Below are 19,613 nucleotides of genomic sequence, written 5' to 3' on the forward strand. Positions count from 1 at the left end.
GATAAGCCCAGCTAATGTATGAAGCCCTCGGTGACCTGTCCCTCGATTTGTTGCGTGCGTTCGAAGCCGCAGCGCGCCATCGCAGCTTCACGGCCGCCGCGATGGAGCTGGGCACCACCCAGCCGGCGGTCAGCCAGCAGATCAAGCGGCTGGAAGAACAACTGGCGATCCGCCTGTTTGATCGCATCTACCGGGGCATCGAGCTGACCGACGCCGGGGCTCTGCTGTTTGAACATGTGCAAGGCGGTTTGCAGGCGATCAACTCAGGCCTGAGCGTGATCAGCCAGCAGGACCAGCATGAAGTGCTGCAAGTGGCCACTGACTTCGCCTTTGCTGCGTACTGGCTGATGCCGCGCTTGCATCGCTTTCACCAAGCCAATCCCCAGGTGGATGTGAGCCTGGTGACCAGCGAGCGCAACCACGCCACCCTGCGCAGCGACATCGATGTGGCGGTGCTGTTTGGCGATGGTCGCTTCAAGCAGGGCGATAGCCTGTGGCTGTTCAATGAGGAAGTGTTCCCGGTGTGTAGCCCGCAGTGGCTGAAAAACCAGGCCGCGCCGCTGACTGTGCAAAATTTGCACGATTGCCCTCTGCTGCACCTGCGTCAGGAGAACAACAGCCATTGGTTCGACTGGAGCGGCGTGTTTAGCGAACTGGGCATCACCACCGCACCCACGCCCGGCCAACTGCGCTTCGACAATTACACCCTACTGATCCAGGCCGCGATTGCCGGCCAGGGCGTGGCCATCGGTTGGCGCCATCTGGTGGATAACCTGCTGGAACAGAATTGGCTGTGTCGGCCGATCCGCGACACGGTGATCTCGCGCTTTGGCTATTACGTGGTGCAGCCTCAGCGCAAACGCCGCGGGCAGTTGGTCGAGCGGTTTGTCGACTGGCTGGTGGCCGAGCAGGCCAGCAGCGCGCAGTCGCTGACCGGGCTGGCCCTGCCGTCCATTGCGGTCTAGGATTTGGCGCCTAAGGGATCCGGAGTCCGTCATGCAGCGTATCAAGGGCTATCACGCTCACATCTACTTTGACGCCAGCACCCTCGAACAGGCGCGCACCCTGTGCGAAGACGCCGCCAAGCTTTTTCCGCTGCGCATGGGGCATGTGCACGAACGGCCCGTGGGCCCGCATCCGGACTGGAGCTGCCAATTGGCGTTCGACCCCGAATACATCGGCGTAGTCCTGCCGTGGCTGGCGCTGCACCGCAATGGCCTGGTGGTGTTCCTGCATCCCGATACCGGGGATGACCTCAAGGACCATACCGACTATGCGATCTGGATGGGCGCCATGCGCGAACTGGACCTGTCGAATTTTTAAGCCTCTGTATCAGATAGCGCCTGAGCTACTGCCCAGTTAAAGCCGGAAATATCGTAGGATTGATCTCAATTTGTCCCATTATATGAGATAGTTATTTATATATTGAGATACGGCCAGTCATAGGTTTATATTCGCCCATCTGCTTTTTTCAGCACCCACTCATTTCAGGTGAAGCGATGCAGGCGCAATTGATCGCGCTCGATTGGGGAACCAGTTCCCTTCGTGCTTATAGACTCGGCCCCGCAGGCGTAGTGCTGGAACAGCGCTCGCTGGCCTGGGGCATCATGCATTTGCCCAGCGAGCCTCGAGACATTGCCGGTGTACGTTGCAGCGATGGCTTCGAATTGGCGTTCGATGCGGCATGTGGCGACTGGCTTGACGCCGAACCAAACCTTGCAGTGATCGCCTGTGGCATGGTCGGCAGCGCCCAGGGTTGGAGCGAGGCGGCTTACCGCAACACGCCGGTCGATGTCGCCAGCCTCAGCCAGGCCTTGCACCGCGTGCGCAGCTTGCGCGGGATCGACGTGCATATCGTGCCGGGCGTGATCGAAAAGAGGGGCTTGCCCAACGTGATGCGCGGCGAAGAAACCCAGGTACTGGGCGTGCTGCAGGGGCTCGGCAGCGACGTACTGATCGGCCTGCCCGGCAGCCATTCCAAATGGGTCGAAGTGGTCGAAGGCTGCATTACCCACTTCGATACCTTCATGACCGGCGAGGTGTTCGCGGTGCTGAGCAAGCACAGCATCCTCGGGCGCACCCAGCAACCATGCGAACAATTCCAGGCCGAAGCCTTTGACCGAGGCGTGCAAGTGGCGCTTTCCAAAGACGGCCAGCGCGGCGTGCTGTCGACCCTGTTCAGCGCGCGCACCCTTGGCCTCACCGCCGAACTCGCTCCCGACCAGCAGCCTGATTACCTCTCAGGCTTGCTCCTCGGCCATGAACTGGCGGGGTTGCCGGACAGTGCACGGCACAAGCAGATCATCCTGGTCGGCGCCGCTGCCCTTTGCGCCCGCTATCAACGCGCCCTCGCCCTCTGCGGCTTTGCCCACGTCAGCCTGGCGCAGGAAGCCAGCGAACGCGGCCTGTGGCAACTGGCCGAAGCGGCCGGGCTCATTCAACCTGTAACGGAGGCCTGACATGCTCAAGCAAGCACTCGCGCAAAACGGTTTGATCGCCATTCTGCGCGGCATCCGCCCGGACGAAGCCCAGGCCGTCGGCCAGGTGCTCTACCAGGCTGGGTTTCGTGTGATCGAAGTCCCGCTCAATTCGCCCGATCCCTATACCAGCATCCGCACCCTGCGCGACAGCCTGCCCGCCGATTGCCTGATCGGTGCAGGTACGGTGTTGCTGCCTGAGCAGGTTGAGCAGGTCAAAGCGGCCGGCGGCCAAGTGATCGTGATGCCGCATAGCGACGCCAAGGTCTTGCGCGCCGCGAAAGCCGCAGGCCTGTACTTGTCGCCGGGCGTGGCTACGCCTACCGAAGCCTTCGCCGCGCTGGCCGAAGGCGCCGACGTGTTGAAACTGTTCCCCGCCGAGCAAATGGGCCCATCGGTGATCAAGGCGTGGTTGGCGGTATTGCCGGCAGGCACTTTGCTGCTGCCGGTGGGTGGCATCACCCCGGACAACATGCAAGTGTTTATCGACGCCGGCGCCAAAGGCTTCGGGCTGGGTTCCGGGTTGTTCAAACCGGGTATGACCGTGGATCAGGTAGCGAGCCGCGCCCATGCTTATGTCGCCGCCTGGAAAGCCTTGAGCTGACTATAAGTTCTGCGCCCACAGGCGCCGCATCTATAAGAGAGATAACAGATGAAAATCACCAAACTGACGACCTTTATCGTCCCGCCGCGCTGGTGCTTCCTGAAGGTCGAAACCGACCAGGGCGTGACCGGCTGGGGTGAACCCGTGGTGGAAGGCCGCGCCCACACCGTAGCGGCTGCCGTCGAAGAATTGTCCGACTACCTGATCGGCAAAGACCCACGCAATATCGAAGACATCTGGACCGTGCTCTATCGCGGCGGCTTCTACCGTGGCGGTGCCGTGCACATGAGCGCCCTCGCCGGTATCGACCAGGCGTTGTGGGACATCAAGGGCAAGGCCCTCGGTGTGTCGGTCAGCGATCTGCTTGGCGGTCAGGTGCGTGACAAGATCCGCGTGTACTCGTGGATTGGTGGCGACCGCCCGGCCGATACCGCCCGCGCCGCCCAGGAAGCCGTGGCTCGTGGGTTTACCGCGGTGAAAATGAACGGCACCGAAGAATTGCAGTTCGTCGACAGCTTCGAAAAAGTCGACCTGGCCCTGGCCAACGTCGCCGCGGTGCGTGATGCGGTCGGCCCGAACGTCGGCATCGGCGTCGACTTCCATGGCCGCGTGCACAAGCCCATGGCCAAGGTGCTGATGAAAGAGCTGGACCCGTACAAACTGATGTTTATCGAAGAGCCGGTGCTGAGCGAGAACTACGAAGCGCTCAAGGAACTGGCGCCGCTGACCAGCACGCCGATTGCCTTGGGCGAGCGTCTGTTTTCGCGCTGGGACTTCAAGCGCGTGCTCAGCGAAGGCTACGTCGACATCATCCAGCCGGATGCTTCCCACGCCGGCGGCATCACCGAAACCCGCAAGATCGCCAACATGGCCGAAGCCTACGACGTGGCGCTGGCCTTGCACTGCCCGCTGGGCCCGATTGCCCTGGCGGCCTGCCTGCAGCTGGATGCGGTGTGCTACAACGCGTTTATACAGGAGCAAAGCTTGGGCATTCATTACAACGAGAGCAACGATCTGCTCGATTACGTGCGCGACCCGGGCGTGTTCGACTATGACCAGGGCTTTGTGAAGATCCCCAACGGACCGGGCCTGGGTATCGAGATCAACGAGGAATACGTGATCGAGCGCGCGGCCATCGGCCATCGCTGGCGCAACCCGATCTGGCGCCACGCCGACGGCAGCTTTGCCGAGTGGTGATTTCCTTCTGACGAAACCGGATCAAATGTGGGAGCTGGCTTGCCTGCGAAAGCGGTGCATCAGTGCCAGAGATGCAAGCTGACCCACCGCTTTCGCAGGCAAGCCAGCTCCCACATTGACCGCGTTCCGTCAGTAAGATCTGTCCTCAACAAACATAAAAAGAGGCACCCCCATGCACCCTGAATCCCTCACCGGGCAGGCTCCTTTAGTCACGCCTACCCGAAAGCGTTTTTTCATCATGGTGCTGCTGTTCATCACCGTGGTGATCAACTACCTCGACCGCAGCAACCTGTCGATTGCCGCCCCGGCGCTGACCAGCGACCTGGGCATCGACCCGGTGCACGTCGGGCTGATCTTCTCGGCCTTCGGCTGGACCTACGCCGCCATGCAGATCCCCGGTGGCTGGCTGGTGGACCGCGTACCGCCGCGCATTCTCTACACCGCTGCGCTGTTGCTGTGGTCCATCGCCACCGTGATGCTCGGCTTCGCCGCCAGCTTTATCGCGCTGTTCGTGCTGCGCATGGCGGTGGGTGCGTTGGAAGCCCCGGCGTATCCGATCAACAGCCGCGTGGTCACTACCTGGTTTCCCGAGCGCGAGCGCGCCACGGCGATTGGTGTGTACACCTCGGGGCAGTTTGTCGGCCTGGCGTTTCTCACGCCGGTTTTGGCCTGGCTGCAACACGCGTTTGGCTGGCACATGGTGTTTGTCGCCACCGGCGGCGTGGGAATTGTGTGGGCGCTGATCTGGTATGCGGTGTATCGCGAACCCAAGGATTTCAAAGGCGCCAACGCGGCTGAAATCGAGCTGATCCGCGAAGGCGGTGGCCTGGTGGACATGCAGGAAAAAACCACCAAGGCGCCGTTCAGTTGGGTCGACCTGGGCATCGTGTTGAGCAAACGCAAACTCTGGGGCATCTACCTGGGGCAGTTCTGCCTGAACTCCACGCTGTGGTTTTTCCTGACCTGGTTCCCAACCTACCTGGTGAAATATCGCGGCATGGACTTCATCAAGTCCGGCCTGCTGGCGTCGCTGCCGTTCCTGGCGGCGTTCGTCGGCGTGCTGTGCTCGGGGATCTTTTCCGATTGGCTGATTCGTCGCGGCGCGTCGGTGGGGTTTGCGCGCAAGTTGCCGATCATTGGCGGCTTGCTGATTTCCACGGCGATCATCGGCGCCAACTACGTGGACTCGACGGCCTGGGTGATCGCGTTCCTGGCGCTGGCGTTCTTTGGTAACGGCTTGGCGTCGATCACCTGGTCGCTGGTGTCGACCCTGGCACCGGCGCGGCTGCTGGGCCTGACCGGTGGGGTGTTCAACTTCATCGGCAATCTGTCGGCGATAGCCACGCCGATCGTGATTGGCTTCTTGGCCAGTGGCGATTCGTTTGCGCCGGCGATTACCTATATCGCGGTGCTGGCGTTGCTGGGGGCACTGTCCTACATATTGCTGGTGGGCAAGGTCGAGCGGATCGAGTTGTAAGTAGTACGGGCGACCTTGCGGTCGCCCGTCACGTTCGGCTTAGGGCACCGACATTTCGTTACGGAACATATTCTGCGGGTCCCAGCGTTTTTTGGTACGCCGCAGGCGGCTTTCGATCATAAGGTTAGGGAAGAAGATCTTGTACCACTGCGGGTTGAGCCCCTGGCCTGGAATGCCGCCATAAAACAACATATCCCAGTCGGGGTAGTTGATGTAGCAGCCCTCAAACTCATTGTTGACCGGAACGCCACCGTCATTGGCGAAGGCTGCGCAAAACAGCCCCCGGATCCAGTCCGCGTGGGCTTGGTCCGTAGCGGTGCTTTTACCGGACCAATAGCATTGCGGCTGCCATTTCAGGTACGACGAACGCTGCGAGACCGATGATTGCGCGAGTACCGTCGGGCTGGCCGCATTGATCTGGCCGCCGAAGGACTGGATCTGGATCAGGCTCTGAGTCAGATATCCATTGGGATCACCCAACGTCAGCGTGTCCCAGATCGCCTGCAGCACCTTTTTGGTAAACCCGCCCTTCTGGTAAGCCGACTTATACCGGCCACATTGGTTTGCCCCCGAACCGTTGAGGGTTTGCTGGCAATGCAGCCAATCCATTTGACGCGTGGCCGCCAAGGCTGATGACAATGAACTGATCATACGCCCGGCCGGGTTGCTGCGTGGCAGGTGGATCGCAGGTGACTGGCTGAGGCATTCGGCGGCGGGGATGCCGATTGCGGTCAGCATGGTTGTTACGAAGTCATCAAAGGCTGCCCGGTCCTGTAGCCCGCCATCCTTGTCCACATAATGGACGCTCAGGGTAACGTTGCCGGTGTTCTGGTGGCGCATCTCCAGTTTGGTGGCCAGGCCCCAGGTGTTGCGATTGGCCTGGTTGCGGGCAAACCAATCCTGATAGGCCGTCAGCAGCTTGTCGAGGGCAAGCTTGTTCAACTGCGACCAGTCCCACTCCATCACCAGCCACAGCACCTCGGTTGGGGCGTCGGGCAAAGTGTCGAAGTAATAGCCGGTGATAATACCGAACTGTCCGCCGCCTGCTCCGCAACACGCGGCGAACAGATCCAGGTCATCCAGATTGGGGCTGTTGCGGGCTACATGCACAGGGATCAAACCGTTACCTTGGGCGTTGGGTACCAGCATATCGACGCCGCTCAGCCAGTCACACACCAGGCCATCCTTGCGTGACAGCAACCCGTAGGCGCCTCCGCAAATATGACCGCCCAGCCCGACCGAGTAACACGAACCACCGGGCAGGCTTTTGTTGGCCAATTTGTACAGTGCCACGTAGGCATCCCAGTTCTGACCGCCCGCGCCCAGGCGAAAGCTGTAGCGAAGAGGTGAGTTTGGCACCAGCTCCGAGGCAATTTGACCGCTGACGTCGTACACCACCTGGTTGAGTTGGCTGATATCCAGAATCGACAGCGTCTCGGTGCTATTGGGCATCTTGTTTGAGACGAAACCTTCATAGCAGTGACCGCCGCTGCGTACGGTTATCCGGCCATCCTTCTGCGCCAGCGCATCTTCGGCGGCGTCGATAATGTCTTGGACGTTTTGACAGAGGTAGATCCGGTCGGCGCCTGCGGGCGAAGACTGGCCCTGAACATTGCCCAACGGCCAGCGCAGGTTGAAGCCTTTCTGCAAGGTCGAATGACGGGGGTCTGAAGCGGTAATGAGATCAAATGCCATGATGTACTCCTGGGAGCCAAGGATGACTTCTGATGCAGCTAACTTAACGACCGAGAGGCAAGAACTGCGGGGGCTTGCAGAGGCGGTTAGACGGCAATAGGCATGAAGTGCTGGTGGGGTGACGGCATGTCACCCCACAAGCCTAGCGCAAGAATCCAGACAGGCGCGCTTACCGACGAGCGTTACGCACGCCTTCCGACAGCGCCGCGCAATGGCTCAATACGCCATCGATCGCCTGCTGGTCGCTGCTGGCGCTGGCGATGTGATCGATCAGCGCGGAACCCACCACCACGCCATCAGCCAAACGCGCGATCGCGGCGGCTTGCTCCGGTGTGCGGATACCGAAGCCGATGCTGATCGGCAGGTCGGTATGGCGACGCAGGCGGGTCACGGCCTCTTCGACGTGTTCCAGGGTGGCCGCGCCGGCACCGGTCACGCCCGCTACAGACACGTAATACACAAAGCCGGAGCTGCCGTTGAGCACGGTCGGCAGGCGCACATCATCGGTCGTCGGCGTGGTCAGGCGGATAAAGTCGATGCCGGCGGCTTGGGCCGGGTCGCACAGTTCGCCGTTATGCTCGGGCGGCATGTCGACCACGATCAGGCCGTCGACGCCGGCCTCCTTGGCGTCGGCGATGAACTGCGGCACGCCGTATTTGTGGATCGGGTTGAAGTAGCCCATCAGCACCAGCGGGGTGTCGTTGTTGTCCTTGCGGAACTCGCGAACCATCTGCAGGGTTTTCGCCAGGTTCTGCTTGGCCTCCAGTGCGCGGATGTTGGCCAGCTGAATCGCCGGGCCGTCGGCCATTGGATCGGTAAAGGGCATGCCGAGCTCGATCACATCGGCGCCGGCGGCCGGCAAGCCTTTGAGGATTGCCAATGAGGTGTCATAGCCAGGGTCGCCGGCGGTGACGAAGGTCACCAGAGCGGCGCGGTTTTGTTCTTTAAGCTGCGCGAAGCGGGTTTGCAGGCGGCTCATCAGTGTTTCTCCTGCGCAGACTGTTCCATATGGTGCATGACGGTCTGCATGTCTTTGTCGCCTCGGCCGGAGAGGTTGATCACCATCAAGTGATCCTTGGGCAGGCTCGGTGCGCGCTTGAACACTTCGGCCAGGGCGTGGGCGCTTTCCAGTGCAGGAATAATCCCTTCCAGGCGGCAGCATTTGTGGAACGCATCAAGGGCTTCGTCGTCGGTGACCGAGGTGTACTGGACGCGGCCGATGTCATGCAACCAAGCGTGTTCCGGGCCGATGCCGGGATAGTCGAGGCCGGCGGAAATCGAATGGGCATCGATGATCTGGCCGTCATCGTCCTGCAACAGGAAGGTGCGATTGCCGTGCAGTACGCCCGGTACGCCGCCGTTGAGGCTGGCGGCGTGCTTGCCGGTTTCGATGCCGTGGCCGGCGGCTTCAACGCCGATGATCTCCACGCTTTTGTCATCCAGGAACGGGTGGAACAAGCCCATAGCATTGGAGCCGCCGCCGATGCACGCAACCAGGCTGTCGGGCAGGCGGCCCTCCTGGGCTTGCATCTGGTCGCGGGTTTCCTTGCCGATCACGGCCTGGAAGTCGCGCACCATCGCCGGGTAAGGGTGTGGGCCGGCCACGGTGCCGATCAGGTAGAAGGTGTCGTCGACGTTGGTAACCCAGTCACGCAGGGCTTCGTTCATCGCGTCCTTAAGGGTGCCGGTGCCGGCCACTACCGGGATCACTTGCGCGCCCAGCAGCTTCATGCGGAACACGTTGGCCTGCTGGCGCTCGATGTCGGTTGTGCCCATGTAGATCACGCATTGCAGGCCGAAACGCGCAGCGACGGTGGCGGTGGCCACACCGTGCATGCCGGCGCCGGTCTCGGCGATGATGCGTTTCTTGCCCATGCGCCGCGCCAGCAGGATTTGGCCGATACAGTTGTTGATCTTGTGCGCGCCGGTGTGGTTCAGCTCTTCGCGCTTGAGGTAGATCTTGGCACCGCCGCAGAACTCGGTCAGGCGCTCGGCGAAGTACAGCGGGCTTGGGCGGCCGACGTAATCGCGCTGGAAGTAGGCCAATTCCTTATTGAATGCCGGATCGATCTTGGCCGCTTCGTATTCGCGGGCCAGCTCGAGGATCAACGGCATCAGGGTTTCAGCGACGTAGCGGCCGCCGAACGCACCGAACAGGCCGTTGGTGTCGGGGCCGTTGCGTAGATCGGTCTGGGACTGAGTCATGGGACGCTCCAGGAAATTGGCGGTGAGCAACAATGAGGGCCACTCTACCCCTCACGCTCTACGCTGAAAACCGATAAGATCGCCGTAACCTGTCAGGAAAACTCACAGATGAGCCGAGACCTTCCACCCCTTAATGCGCTGCGCGCGTTTGAAGCCACCGCGCGGCTCAACAGCGTCAGCCAGGCAGCCGAGCAATTGCACGTCACTCACGGCGCCGTCAGCCGCCAGTTGAAGGTGTTGGAAGCACACGTGGGTGTCAGCCTTTTTATCAAGGATGGACGCGGCCTTAAACTCACAGATTCCGGTATCCGTTTACGCGATGTCAGCGCCGAGGCGTTTGAGCGATTAAGGGATGTGTGTGCAGAACTGACCCAGGCCAGCGCCGACGCGCCCTTCGTACTCGGCTGCTCGGGCAGTTTGTTGGCGCGCTGGTTGATTCCGCGCCTGGGTCGCTTGAATGCGGACCTGCCGGACCTGCGCCTGCACCTTTCGGCGGGTGACGGTGACCTTGACCCCCGGCGGCCGGGTCTCGATGCCCTGCTGCTGTTCGCCGAGCCGCCATGGCCGGCGGACATGCAAGTGTTCGAGCTGGCCAGCGAACGTATCGGCCCGGTGATGAGCCCGCGCTTTGCCGGCTATGAGCGTTTGCGCCAGGCGCCTGCCGCCGCGTTGTGCAGTGAAGCGTTGCTGCACACCACATCGCGCCCGCAGGCTTGGCCCAGCTGGGCGCAGCAACACGGGATCGCGCCAGGCGCGTTGAAACACGGCCAGGGGTTTGAGCATTTGTATTATTTGCTAGAGGCGGCGGTGGCCGGACTGGGCGTGGCGATTGCGCCGCAGCCGCTGGTCGCCGAGGACGTGCGGGCAGGTCGCCTGGTGGCGCCGTGGGGGTTCAGCGAAACCCCGGCGCACCTGGCGTTGTGGCTGCCCAAGCGCGCCGCGGATGGGCGCGCCGGGCATCTGGCGCAGTGGCTCAAGGCTGAGCTGTTGCGCCAGCCCCTATAGAGGGTAAAAAATCAGTCACCGCGTTTGCACAGCAGGTAAGCCGCCAGCAGCCCCAGTGCGCCTACAGCCACACCGGCTGTAGTCCATGGGTGCTCTTGTGCGTAGTCGCGTGTTGCAACACTGGTTTCACGAAGTTTGACTTTGCTTTCTTCGTAGGCATCGCTGATCAGATGGCGGGAGTGCTTGAGGGCATTCTCGGCATTACTTTTCAAGGCCTTCAGCGTCTTGCGCGACTCGTCGGACGCATCGTCCTTGAGGCTCTCAAGGGACTTGAGCAGGCTCGAAATCTCGGCTTCCATGCTTTCCAGTGACGCTTTGCGTAAAGAAGTGTTGGCCATTTGGACTCTCCTGACGTGATTGAGTGGCGTGTGTAGATACCGACTGCGTCCGTCTCAGAAAGTGCAGTAAATCTGAACTTTCCAGGCGCAACGGCCGCCTGAAGCAGTACGAAGATTGACTGCTAGGCTCCATAAACGTCCCTTAAGGAGAAAAACCATGACCGATCATCACACCTACAAGAAAGTCGAACTGGTGGGCTCGTCCACCACCACAATCGAAGATGCGATCCAGAATGCCCTGGCTGAAGCCAGCAAGAGCCTCAAGCACCTGGAATGGTTTGAAGTGACTGAAACCCGTGGGCATATCGAAGACGGCAAGGTTGCCCACTATCAGGTCACGCTCAAGGTGGGATTCCGAATTGCCAGCAGTTGATCCGCTGAGTTGAACTTTGCTGACTGGCCGATTGCCATAACCTGCGCTACACCGTTGGGGAGCCGATGCGACAGCGTCGGCGCGTTCTATTCGATCAGCGCAAGGAAGTAACGGATGAAGAAGTTCTTGTTGGCAGTAGGTTTGTTGAGCATTGCAGGCACAGCCCTGGCGGCGGGTAAGCCTTGTGAAGAGCTCAAAAGTGAAATCGCAGCGAAAATCGACGCCAAGGGCGCCTCGGGTTATTCGCTGGAGGTGGTGGACAAAGGCGCAGCGGCGGACGGCGACGTGGTCGGCAGCTGCGAAGGCGGCACCAAGGAAATCGTCTACAAGCGCGGTTGACCCGTGTTGCAGATATAAAAAACCGACGCGCGTGCGTCGGTTTTTTTTCGCCTCGGGTTCAGCCCTTCATCACCTGCGCCAGTAGCTCGTAGGAATGAATCCGGTCAGCATGTTCGTACAGGTCGCTGGTGAAAATCAGCTCGTCTGCGCCTGTCTGCTCGATCAGTACTTCCAGCTTGGCGCGAATCTTCGCCGGGCCGCCGACCATGGCCAGGCCGAGGAAACTGCCGACCGCGTCTTTTTCATGGGGCAGCCACAGGCCATCCATGCTGGCCACCGGTGGGCGCTGCACCAGGCTCTGGCCGCGCATCAGCGCGAGGATGCGTTGGTACACCGAGGTGGCCAGGTAGTCGGCCTGCTCGTCGGTGTCCGCCGCCACCAACGGAATGCCGAGCATGACGTAGGGCTTGTCCAGCACGGCTGAAGGCTTGAAGTGGTTGCGGTAGACGCGAATCGCCTCATGCATCAAGCGGGGTGCGAAATGCGAGGCGAAGGCGTAAGGCAAGCCGCGTTCACCTGCCAGCTGGGCGCTGAACAAGCTGGAGCCCAGCAGCCAGACGGGCACGTTGGTGCCGGTGCCGGGAACCGCAATGACCCGTTGATCAGGCGTGCGTGGGCCCAGGTACGCCATCAGCTCGGCAACGTCTTCCGGGAAGTCGTCGGCACTGCCTGAGCGCTCACGGCGCAGGGCGCGGGCGGTCATCTGGTCGGAACCGGGCGCGCGGCCCAGGCCCAGGTCGATGCGGCCGGGGTAGAGGCTTTCCAGGGTGCCGAATTGTTCGGCGATCACCAGCGGCGCGTGGTTGGGCAGCATCACGCCGCCGGAACCGACGCGGATCGTCGAGGTGCCACCGGCCAGGTAACCCAGCAGCACTGAGGTGGCCGAGCTGGCGATGCCGTCCATGTTGTGGTGTTCAGCCACCCAGAAACGGTGATAGCCGAATTTTTCCACATGCTGGGCCAGGTCCAGGGAATTGCGCAGCGATTGCGCCGCGCTGCCGTTGGCGCGCACGGGAACGAGGTCAAGGGTCGAGAATTTTACGTCGGACAGCGATTTCATAAGCCTGCTTCTCCAATGGGGGCGCAGGCTTCTTAGATGAACCAAAACCTGCCGCTTCATGTGCATGTTCTATGCAATGAGGGCATATACCCGAGATTCAATAGCGGGAACAGAAAATTCCTACTAAAGCACTGGGTTTCTCCGACTAGATGAACTTTGCCTGGACTACTATCCTCAGAGCCTTAACTGACGCAAACCATCGTTTGAGGAGACCGCTATGAGTATCGTTAAAAAAGCATCCGCGCATTGGGAAGGCGATCTGAAGACTGGTGTGGGTTCCATCTCCACCGAAACCGGCGTGCTGCGTGAAGCGCCCTACGGCTTCAAGGCCCGTTTCGAAGGCGGTAAGGGCACCAACCCGGAAGAACTGATCGGAGCGGCCCACGCCGGTTGTTTCTCCATGGCGTTTTCCATGATTCTCGGTGATGCCGGGCTCAAGGCTGACAGCATCGACACCCAGGCCGAGGTGACCCTGGACCAAGTGGAAGGCGGCTTTGCCATCACTGCCGTGAAGCTGATCCTCAAGGCCAAGATTCCAGGCGCGAGCCAGGCGCAGTTCGATGAGCTGAGCAAAAAGGCCAAGGAAGGGTGCCCGGTGTCCAAAGTGCTGAATGCAACCATCACCCTGGATGCCACCCTGGTTAGCTGACACAGGGTTTCAGGTGGGACCTGGCTTGTGTGGGAGCTGGCTTGCCTGCGATAGCATCATCAAGGTGTGACTGATACACCGAGGTGCCTGCATCGCAGGCAAGCCAGCTCCCACATTAGTTATGCGTTAAATCAGAACTCGTGTTTCATGGATGTGGTCCTATAGCCTATGCAGCCTAGACGCACACCCGTGCGCAATGCATTCAGGGAGCTACACACATGAAACGTTTTGCTTTGGCGGTCATCTGCGGTGTATTGGCCACGTCGGCCGTGGCCGCTCCAAAAGACTGCGAAGAGCTTCGCAAGGAAATTGAAGTCAACATCCAGGCCAAGGCGATTCCTTCCTACACCCTGGAAATCATCACCGCCGAAGAAGCCAAGAACCACGACAGCGCGATGATTGTCGGCTCGTGCGAAAACGGTACCAAGCGCATCATCTACCAGAAAAACAACGACTGATCAGATGCAGTTGACGCTGCGCTCTTGCGCCAATAACTGACGCGCCGAATCGTATAACCGGATATTGGGTGTGAAGGCCAGCGAGCGGCCTTCCAGCACATAGCGCTGGCCGGCCTGGAAATGGTCGTACGCCAGGGTCATGAAGCAGGTGCGGTACATCGTCTGGCTGAGCCCGCCCAAACCGCCGCCGGCAGGCACTTCGAAGTCAAAGCGCACCATCAGTTCATGAGGGCCGGGCGGCATCTGGAAATAACGCCCGTCGTCGAGGTTTTTTCCATCCAGACGCTGCGCCATCACCATCTTCGCCCCCGGCGTCGGGGTGGTGAAATCGACCCAGGCCTGTTGCGGATCCCTCGGCGGTACGGGGGTTGTGGTGCAGGCACTGAGGAACAGGGCAACGACGGGAAGCAATAGCTGGCGCATGGCAGGCACTCAACGTTGGGCAAAAGAGACGAGCCTGACGCCAACCGCAGCAGACTCCCTATCAGTATAAACACCGCGCGGCATGGAAAAATTCCGTCCAGGCGCGATAGTCTGGCGGGCAAATTACCCAGGAGCGGTCGCGACATGGTCAGGCGTTTTCTTCCAGGGTTGATGGTTGTACTGCTCAGCGGCTGCTCCAGCGTCAGTTATTACGGCCAATTGGCCAGCGGTCAGCTGCAATTGCTGCGCGCCCGCGAGCCGGTGGCGCAGGTCATTGCCGACCCTTCCCGCCCACCGCTATTGCGCGAGCATCTGATGCAATCGCAAAAAGCGCGCACGTTCGCCAGTGAGCACCTGCATCTTCCCGACAACCAAAGTTACAGGTTGTATGCCGATATCGGCCGGCCTTATGTGGTCTGGAATGTCTTCGCCACGCAGGAATTTTCCCTGTCACCGCAAACCCATTGCTTTCCCATCGCCGGGTGTGTGGCCTATCGCGGTTATTACAACCAAGGCGCGGCGCGCGGCGAGGCGGCAGTGCTGAAGCAGCAGGGCATGGACGTGTCGATAGGCGGCGTCGAGGCGTATTCCACCTTGGGGTGGTTCAACGACCCGATCATGAATTCGATGATGCACTGGGGGGACGAGCGCCTGGCCACGCTGATCTTCCATGAACTGGCGCACCAGCGTTTCTACGTGAAGGACGACACCGAGTTCAACGAGTCGTTTGCCAGCTTTGTCGAGCAGGAAGGCACTCGCCAATGGCGTGCCGCGCGAGGCTTGGCGCCGCAGAGCCTGTCGGTGTCGAAGCAGCGCGACCAGTTTATCCAGTTGGTCCTGGATACCCGCCAGCGCTTGGAAACGCTCTACGCCCAACCGTTGGCAACCGATGCGATGCGCCAAGCCAAGGCGGCGCAATTCGAGCGGTTGCGCAGCGAGTACCGGCAACTGCGCGACAGTCAGTGGGGTGGTGACAAGCGCTATGACGCCTGGATCAACCAACCGATGAACAATGCGCGGTTGTTGCCGTTTGGGCTGTATGACCGGTGGGTGCCGGCGTTTGCGGCGCTGTTTCGGCAGGAGGATGGGGATTGGGTGAGGTTCTATGCGGCGGTGGAGAAGATGGGCGGGTTGTCGGCGGTGCAGCGTAAAGCAGCGCTGACACAGTTGGAAGGTGGTGGCCGTTAGGGCCTCATCGCAGGCAAGCCAGCTCCCACATTTTAACCGGTGTACAAAGACCGATGTGGGAGCTGGCTTGCCTGCGATGGCGATCTCAAGACTCGTGCAAAAACCCCTGATGCATCTGCGCCAACGTCTCGAAGTGCCAGGTCGGCGCCTCTGCATTCAGTTCCTCGAAACTACCAAAGCCATACCCCACGGCCACCGAATCCAGCCCATTGCTGCGCGCGCCGATCAGGTCATGCTTGCGGTCGCCGATCATCAAGGTGGCGGCCGGGTCCAGGCCTTCCTCCCTCATCAGGTGGGCGATCAGCTCGACCTTGTTGGTGCGCGTGCCGTCCAGCTCACTGCCGTAGATCACCTTGAAGTGCTTGGCGAAATCGAAGTGTCGGGCAATTTCACGTGCGAACACCCAAGGCTTCGAGGTGGCAACATAGAGCTGGCGGCCTTGGCTGCTCAAGTCTTCGAGCAGCGGCATTACACCGTCGAACACGCGGTTTTCATACAGGCCCGTGACCTTGAAACGCTCGCGATAGAAATTCACCGCCTCCCACGCTTTGGCTTCATCGAAGCCATAGAACTGCATAAAGGCTTGCAGCAAGGGCGGGCCGATGAAGTGTTCGAGTTTGCACAGGTCCGGCTCGTCGATGCCCAATTTGGCGAGGGCGTACTGGATCGAGCGGGTGATGCCTTCGCGTGGGTCGGTGAGGGTGCCGTCCAAGTCGAACAGGACGGTGTGGTGGTGCAGGGTCATTGGTCGAATCCTTCAGCCAGGTGCAGGTCCTTGAGCTTCACGTAGTTAGCGGCGCTGTAGGTAAAAAAGGCGCGTTCCTTGTCCGTCAACGCGCGGACCTGTTTGACCGGGCTGCCCACATACAAGAAGCCGCTTTCCAGTGTCTTGCCCGGCGGCACCAGGCTGCCGGCACCGATGATCACGTCGTCTTCGACCACCGCGCCGTCCATGACAATGCTGCCCATGCCGATCAGGATGCGGTTGCCCACGGTGCAGCCATGCAGCATGACCTTGTGGGCGATGGTCACGTCATCGCCGATCAGCAGCGCAAAACCACCCGGATTGAACGGCCCGGCGTGGGTGATGTGCAATACGCAACCATCCTGCACGCTGGTGCGCGCACCGATGCGGATGCGGTGCATGTCGCCGCGAATCACGGTCAGCGGCCAGACCGAGCTGTCGGTGCCGATTTCGACATCGCCGATCACCACCGCCGAAATATCGACAAAAGCCCCGGCGCCCAGGGTTGGCGTGTGGTTCTGATAGGTGCGAAGGGTCACGATAGCCTCTCTCTCTTCTGCTGATAGCTGCGGTGGGTGTTGATTGTAATTAAGATGGCCCCATCTTTGTCTTATCAGTTTCTTCAGCCAAGGTGCCAACCGTGAGCGCGAACAACCCTCTTCTGCAGTCCTACGACCTGCCGCCGTTCTCGGCGATCCATGCCGAGCACGTCCAGCCGGCCATCGAACAGATCCTCGCCGATAACCGTGTCGCCATCGAAGGCATCCTGCAAAGCCAGGGTAAAAACCCGACATGGGCCGGGCTGGTGCTGGCGATGGACGAACTCAATGATCGCCTGGGCGCCGCCTGGAGCCCGGTCAGCCACCTCAACGCCGTGTGCAACAGCGCCGAGCTTCGCGAGGCCTATGAGGCGTGTTTGCCGGCGTTGAGCGCCTACTCCACCGAAATGGGCCAGAACCGCGCCCTGTTCGAGGCGTTCGAAGCCTTGGCCAACAGCCCGGAAGCCGCCGGTTTCGACGTGGCGCAAAAAACCATCCTGGAACACGCCCTGCGTGACTTCCGTTTGTCGGGTATCGATCTGCCGCCTGAGCAGCAAAAGCGCTACGCCCAAGTGCAGAGCAAATTGTCTGAATTGGGCAGCAAGTTCTCCAACCAGTTGCTGGATGCGACCCAGGCATGGACCAAGCACGTCACCGATGAGGCTACCCTCGCCGGCCTGACCGACTCGGCCAAGGTGCAAATGGCCGCCGCCGCCCAGGCCAAGGGCCTCGAAGGCTGGTTGATCACCCTGGAATTCCCCAGCTACTACGCGGTAATGACCTACGCTCAGGATCGCGCCCTGCGTGAAGAAATCTACGCGGCCTACTGCACCCGTGCGTCGGACCAAGGCCCGAATGCCGGTCAGAACGACAACGGCCCGGTGATGGAACAGATCCTCGACCTGCGTCAGGAGCTGGCTCAATTGCTGGGTTATGCATCCTTCTCCGAGCTGAGCCTGGCGACCAAGATGGCCGAGTCCAGCGACCAGGTGCTCAGTTTCCTGCGTGACCTGGCCAAGCGCAGCAAGCCGTTTGCCGCCCAGGACCTGCAACAGCTCAAGGCTTATGCCGCCGAACAAGGCTGCGCCGACCTGCAGAGCTGGGACAGCGGTTTCTACGGCGAAAAACTCCGTGAACAGCGCTACAGCGTGTCCCAGGAAGCCCTGCGCGCCTACTTCCCGATCGATAAAGTGCTGGGCGGCCTGTTCGCCATCGTACAGCGGCTGTACGGCATCGAGATCGCCGAGCAGAAAGGCTTCGACACCTGGCATCCGGACGTTCGACTGTTTGAAATCAAGGAAAACGGCCAGCACGTCGGCCGCTTCTTCTTCGACCTGTACGCCCGCGCCAACAAGCGTGGCGGTGCCTGGATGGACGGCGCCCGCGACCGTCGCCGCACCGTTGACGGCGTGCTGCAAAGCCCTGTGGCCAACCTGGTGTGCAACTTCACCCCGGCCGACAGCGGCAAGCCTGCCCTGCTGACCCACGATGAAGTGACGACGCTGTTCCACGAATTTGGTCACGGCCTGCACCACCTGCTGACCCGTGTCGAACACGCCGGCGTGTCCGGCATCAACGGCGTGGCCTGGGATGCGGTGGAATTGCCGAGCCAGTTCATGGAGAACTGGTGCTGGGAGCCTGAAGGCCTGGCGCTGATCTCCGGCCACTATGAAACCGGTGAGCCGCTGCCCCAGGACCTGCTGGAAAAAATGCTCGCGGCGAAGAACTTCCAATCCGGCCTGATGATGGTGCGCCAGCTGGAATTCTCGCTGTTCGACTTTGAACTGCACGCCACCCACGGCGACGGCCGCAGCGTGGCGCAAGTGCTCGAAGGCGTGCGCGACGAAGTCTCGGTGATGCGTCCGCCGGCCTACAACCGCTTCCCCAATAGCTTTGCACACATCTTCGCCGGTGGTTATGCGGCCGGTTACTACAGCTACAAATGGGCCGAAGTGCTGTCGGCGGATGCCTTTTCCAAGTTTGAAGAAGACGGCGTGCTCAACGCCGAGACCGGCCGTGCATTCCGCGAAGCCATCCTGGCGCGTGGCGGTTCCCAGGCGCCGATGGTGCTGTTCGTCGACTTCCGCGGACGTGCGCCGTCGATTGACGCACTCTTGCGCCACAGCGGCCTGAGTGAGGACGCGGCAGCATGAGTGAAGGGCCTGTGATCACCAAAAAGCAATTTATCGCCGGGGCGGTGTGCCCGGCGTGCAGCGAGCCGGACAAGCTCAAGATGTGGACCGAAGACAACGTGCCGCACCGTGAATGCGTGGCCTGCGGTTATACCGACACGCTCAATGACCAGGGCCTGTCGGTGCCCAAGGAGTTGGGTACGCGGGTCAACACCTCGGCGCTCAAAGCGCCGGCGGACCCAAAAATTCAGGCCGTGCAGTTCTTCCCGAACCCCAAGCTGAAAAAAGACTAAAGTCTTCCGGCTTGCCTGCGATAGCCATAGGTATCTACACATCTTTGTAGTGAGCGGGCTTGCCCCGCGCTGGGCTGAAGCGGCCCCAGATCAGGCGGCCGGGTTCTACCTCTAGTTCGGCGATGCCTTTATTGGGGCGGCTTCGCCACCCAGCGCGGGACAAGCCCGCTCACTACAGGGAGATTTTTCAGCCTTTGAAAATTGTGCAGATACCTATGCTGCGATAGCGTCACCTCGGTCTGACTGAAGAACCGAGGCGCCAGCATCGCAGGCAAGCCAGCTCCCACTTTTTTTGCCCGCCTTTATTCGACTTAGGTCGCTGAATCGCTCCCCCTCATCGTTAGCCTGCTATCATTTGTATCTATTGATTGCAAAAACCCAAGCCGCTCACTAGAAGCCGCTGGTAAATCCGTGAC

The 19,613-nt window shown here is 60.8% G+C and carries 22 protein-coding genes; 14 read left to right on the plus strand and 8 right to left on the minus strand.

The window, feature by feature from the left end:
* The first annotated feature begins 14 nt into the window (after positions 1–14).
* The 6 genes from KVG91_RS13425 (at position 15) to KVG91_RS13450 (ending at position 5,755) form a co-directional block, all read left to right on the plus strand.
* Complete coding sequence (locus KVG91_RS13425) at positions 15–965, plus strand: choline sulfate utilization transcriptional regulator (RefSeq protein WP_169375240.1); 951 nt, start codon at positions 15–17, stop codon at positions 963–965.
* Positions 966–996: 31 nt separating this feature from the next.
* Positions 997–1,323, plus strand: coding sequence for a DOPA 4,5-dioxygenase family protein (locus KVG91_RS13430; RefSeq protein WP_169375239.1), 327 nt, complete (start codon positions 997–999; stop codon positions 1,321–1,323).
* Positions 1,324–1,499: 176 nt separating this feature from the next.
* The gene (locus tag KVG91_RS13435; RefSeq protein ID WP_169375238.1) at positions 1,500–2,459 is read left to right on the plus strand and encodes a 2-dehydro-3-deoxygalactonokinase; all 960 of its coding nucleotides are present in this window, start codon (positions 1,500–1,502) and stop codon (positions 2,457–2,459) included.
* A gap of 1 nt (position 2,460) precedes the next feature.
* Entirely contained in the window at positions 2,461–3,081 is a 621-nt protein-coding gene (locus KVG91_RS13440) for a 2-dehydro-3-deoxy-6-phosphogalactonate aldolase (RefSeq protein ID WP_169375237.1), read from the plus strand.
* A gap of 48 nt (positions 3,082–3,129) precedes the next feature.
* On the plus strand, positions 3,130–4,278 hold the full coding sequence (gene dgoD, locus KVG91_RS13445; protein ID WP_025854361.1) for a galactonate dehydratase: 1,149 nt from the start codon (positions 3,130–3,132) through the stop codon (positions 4,276–4,278).
* Positions 4,279–4,450: 172 nt separating this feature from the next.
* Positions 4,451–5,755, plus strand: coding sequence for an MFS transporter (locus KVG91_RS13450; protein ID WP_169375236.1), 1,305 nt, complete (start codon positions 4,451–4,453; stop codon positions 5,753–5,755).
* 39 nt (positions 5,756–5,794) lie between these two features.
* Here KVG91_RS13450 and KVG91_RS13455 read toward each other — a convergent pair whose 3' ends face one another.
* From KVG91_RS13455 to trpB, 3 genes are all read right to left on the minus strand, one after another.
* Complete coding sequence (locus KVG91_RS13455; RefSeq protein WP_169375235.1) at positions 5,795–7,450, minus strand: FAD-dependent oxidoreductase; 1,656 nt, start codon at positions 7,448–7,450, stop codon at positions 5,795–5,797.
* A 169-nt stretch (positions 7,451–7,619) separates the two neighbouring features.
* A complete protein-coding gene (gene trpA / locus KVG91_RS13460; RefSeq protein WP_169375234.1) occupies positions 7,620–8,429 on the minus strand; it encodes a tryptophan synthase subunit alpha in 810 nt (269 codons plus the stop codon).
* Positions 8,429–9,655 (minus strand): tryptophan synthase subunit beta, encoded by a 1,227-nt coding sequence (gene trpB, locus KVG91_RS13465; protein ID WP_169375233.1) that lies wholly within the window; start codon positions 9,653–9,655, stop codon positions 8,429–8,431. The genes trpA and trpB overlap by 1 nt, the downstream gene beginning before the upstream one ends.
* Positions 9,656–9,763: 108 nt before the next feature.
* Here trpB and KVG91_RS13470 point away from each other — a divergent pair, with 108 nt between their 5' ends.
* The gene (locus tag KVG91_RS13470; protein WP_169375232.1) at positions 9,764–10,660 is read left to right on the plus strand and encodes a LysR family transcriptional regulator; all 897 of its coding nucleotides are present in this window, start codon (positions 9,764–9,766) and stop codon (positions 10,658–10,660) included.
* An 11-nt stretch (positions 10,661–10,671) separates the two neighbouring features.
* Here the strand turns inward: KVG91_RS13470 and KVG91_RS13475 are convergent, their stop codons facing one another.
* The gene (locus KVG91_RS13475; protein WP_169375231.1) at positions 10,672–10,998 is read right to left on the minus strand and encodes a DUF883 family protein; all 327 of its coding nucleotides are present in this window, start codon (positions 10,996–10,998) and stop codon (positions 10,672–10,674) included.
* 157 nt (positions 10,999–11,155) lie between these two features.
* On the opposite strand from KVG91_RS13475, the gene KVG91_RS13480 reads away from it, so the two are divergent.
* Together KVG91_RS13480 and KVG91_RS13485 are read left to right on the plus strand one after the other, a co-directional pair.
* A complete protein-coding gene (locus KVG91_RS13480) occupies positions 11,156–11,371 on the plus strand; it encodes a dodecin (protein WP_076952195.1) in 216 nt (71 codons plus the stop codon).
* Between the two features lie 114 nt (positions 11,372–11,485).
* Positions 11,486–11,710, plus strand: a complete 225-nt coding sequence (locus tag KVG91_RS13485; protein ID WP_076952196.1) for a DUF1161 domain-containing protein — start codon at positions 11,486–11,488, stop codon at positions 11,708–11,710.
* 58 nt (positions 11,711–11,768) lie between these two features.
* Here KVG91_RS13485 and KVG91_RS13490 read toward each other — a convergent pair whose 3' ends face one another.
* Positions 11,769–12,770 (minus strand): LLM class flavin-dependent oxidoreductase, encoded by a 1,002-nt coding sequence (locus KVG91_RS13490; RefSeq protein ID WP_169375230.1) that lies wholly within the window; start codon positions 12,768–12,770, stop codon positions 11,769–11,771.
* Between the two features lie 217 nt (positions 12,771–12,987).
* Between KVG91_RS13490 and KVG91_RS13495 the strand changes: the two genes are divergently transcribed.
* Both KVG91_RS13495 and KVG91_RS13500 read left to right on the plus strand, forming a co-directional pair.
* On the plus strand, positions 12,988–13,419 hold the full coding sequence (locus tag KVG91_RS13495; RefSeq protein ID WP_169375229.1) for an OsmC family protein: 432 nt from the start codon (positions 12,988–12,990) through the stop codon (positions 13,417–13,419).
* Positions 13,420–13,637: 218 nt separating this feature from the next.
* Positions 13,638–13,877 carry a DUF1161 domain-containing protein gene (locus tag KVG91_RS13500; RefSeq protein ID WP_057725723.1) on the plus strand — a complete coding sequence of 80 codons (240 nt, stop codon included), beginning with the start codon at positions 13,638–13,640 and terminating at the stop codon, positions 13,875–13,877.
* On the opposite strand, the gene KVG91_RS13505 is transcribed toward KVG91_RS13500, so the two are convergent.
* Positions 13,878–14,300 (minus strand): PA0061/PA0062 family lipoprotein, encoded by a 423-nt coding sequence (locus tag KVG91_RS13505; protein ID WP_169375228.1) that lies wholly within the window; start codon positions 14,298–14,300, stop codon positions 13,878–13,880.
* A 144-nt stretch (positions 14,301–14,444) separates the two neighbouring features.
* Between KVG91_RS13505 and KVG91_RS13510 the strand changes: the two genes are divergently transcribed.
* Positions 14,445–15,488 (plus strand): aminopeptidase, encoded by a 1,044-nt coding sequence (locus KVG91_RS13510; protein ID WP_169375227.1) that lies wholly within the window; start codon positions 14,445–14,447, stop codon positions 15,486–15,488.
* A gap of 85 nt (positions 15,489–15,573) precedes the next feature.
* Here KVG91_RS13510 and KVG91_RS13515 read toward each other — a convergent pair whose 3' ends face one another.
* Both KVG91_RS13515 and KVG91_RS13520 read right to left on the minus strand, forming a co-directional pair.
* Positions 15,574–16,233, minus strand: a complete 660-nt coding sequence (locus tag KVG91_RS13515) for an HAD family hydrolase (RefSeq protein ID WP_169375226.1) — start codon at positions 16,231–16,233, stop codon at positions 15,574–15,576.
* Positions 16,230–16,772, minus strand: coding sequence for a gamma carbonic anhydrase family protein (locus KVG91_RS13520; RefSeq protein WP_169375225.1), 543 nt, complete (start codon positions 16,770–16,772; stop codon positions 16,230–16,232). The genes KVG91_RS13515 and KVG91_RS13520 overlap by 4 nt, the downstream gene beginning before the upstream one ends.
* Positions 16,773–16,873: 101 nt before the next feature.
* On the opposite strand from KVG91_RS13520, the gene prlC reads away from it, so the two are divergent.
* Positions 16,874–18,925 (plus strand): oligopeptidase A, encoded by a 2,052-nt coding sequence (gene prlC, locus KVG91_RS13525; RefSeq protein WP_169375224.1) that lies wholly within the window; start codon positions 16,874–16,876, stop codon positions 18,923–18,925.
* On the plus strand, positions 18,922–19,197 hold the full coding sequence (locus tag KVG91_RS13530) for a YheV family putative zinc ribbon protein (protein ID WP_065880359.1): 276 nt from the start codon (positions 18,922–18,924) through the stop codon (positions 19,195–19,197). The genes prlC and KVG91_RS13530 overlap by 4 nt, the downstream gene beginning before the upstream one ends.
* The last annotated feature ends 416 nt before the right edge of the window (positions 19,198–19,613 follow it).

It is taken from the genome of Pseudomonas azadiae (genome assembly GCF_019145355.1).
Lineage (GTDB): Bacteria > Pseudomonadota > Gammaproteobacteria > Pseudomonadales > Pseudomonadaceae > Aquipseudomonas > Aquipseudomonas azadiae.